The sequence below is a fragment of the Acidovorax delafieldii 2AN genome, from assembly GCF_000175235.1.
GTDB lineage: Bacteria > Pseudomonadota > Gammaproteobacteria > Burkholderiales > Burkholderiaceae_C > Acidovorax > Acidovorax delafieldii_B.
Window position 1 is genome coordinate 1 of sequence record NZ_ACQT01000569.1, and the last position, 895, is coordinate 895.

2 protein-coding genes are annotated in these 895 nt (G+C 67.2%); both read left to right on the plus strand.

Annotated features, from left to right (window positions below):
- The coding region (locus ACDELDRAFT_RS23095; protein ID WP_005801721.1) for an acyl-CoA dehydrogenase family protein at positions 1-261 on the plus strand (261 nt) is incomplete at its 5' end.
- Positions 262-370: 109 nt separating this feature from the next.
- On the plus strand, positions 371-895 hold a 525-nt coding region (locus ACDELDRAFT_RS23100), incomplete at its 3' end, for an enoyl-CoA hydratase-related protein (RefSeq protein ID WP_040330886.1).

Sequence of the window (895 nt, forward strand, 5' to 3'; positions counted from 1 at the left end):
CGGCTGCGCGTGGCCACCGCCAAGGCGCGGTGCAGCGAGGCCGCACTGGCCGTGGCCGAGTTCGCCCACGCCATCCACGGCGCCATCGGCTTCACCGAGGAATACGACCTGCAGCTGTTCACCCGCCGCCTGCACGCCTGGCGCCAGACGGCCGGCAGCGAGTCCTACTGGCACGGTGTGGCGGGCGAGGCCCTGCTGCAGCACCAGGGGCCCATGCTGGACATCGTGCGCCGCATCACCGACGTGGAATCGGTGCTTTGAAAAGCATAGCGGTAGGCGTCCATCTATTAAGCACTTCAGCGCGTTTTGATCTGAAATCGCTGCAATGGGCATGCGCCAGCCGCCCTATTTTTATGACTACGGAGACACCATGGCTTTCCTGACCCTCGAACGCGACGGCGGCATCCTGACCGCCACCATGAACCAGCCCGAAACGCGCAACGCGCTCACCGGCAACACGGCCGTGCAGGAGTTCGTGCAGCTGTGCGACACCGTGCGCAAGGACGCCAGCGTGAAGGTGCTGATCCTTACCGGCGCCGGGCCCATCTTCAGCTCGGGCGGCAACGTCAAGGACATGAAGCGCTTCTTCGACGACGCGCTCACGCCCGACCTGATCCGCGAGGAATACCGCCAGGGCATTCAGCAGATCCCGAACGCGCTGTACCAGCTCGACGTGCCGGTGATCTGCGCCGTCAACGGCCCGGCCATCGGCGCGGGGCTGGACCTGACCTGCATGTGCGACATCCGCATCGCGGCCGAGAGCGCCACCTTCGCCGAAAGCTTCGTGCGCGTGGGCATCGTGCCCGGCGACGGCGGCGCCTGGCTGCTGCCGCGGGCCGTGGGCATGGCCAAGGCCTCCGAGATGGCCTTCACCGGCGAGGCCATCAGCGCCCAG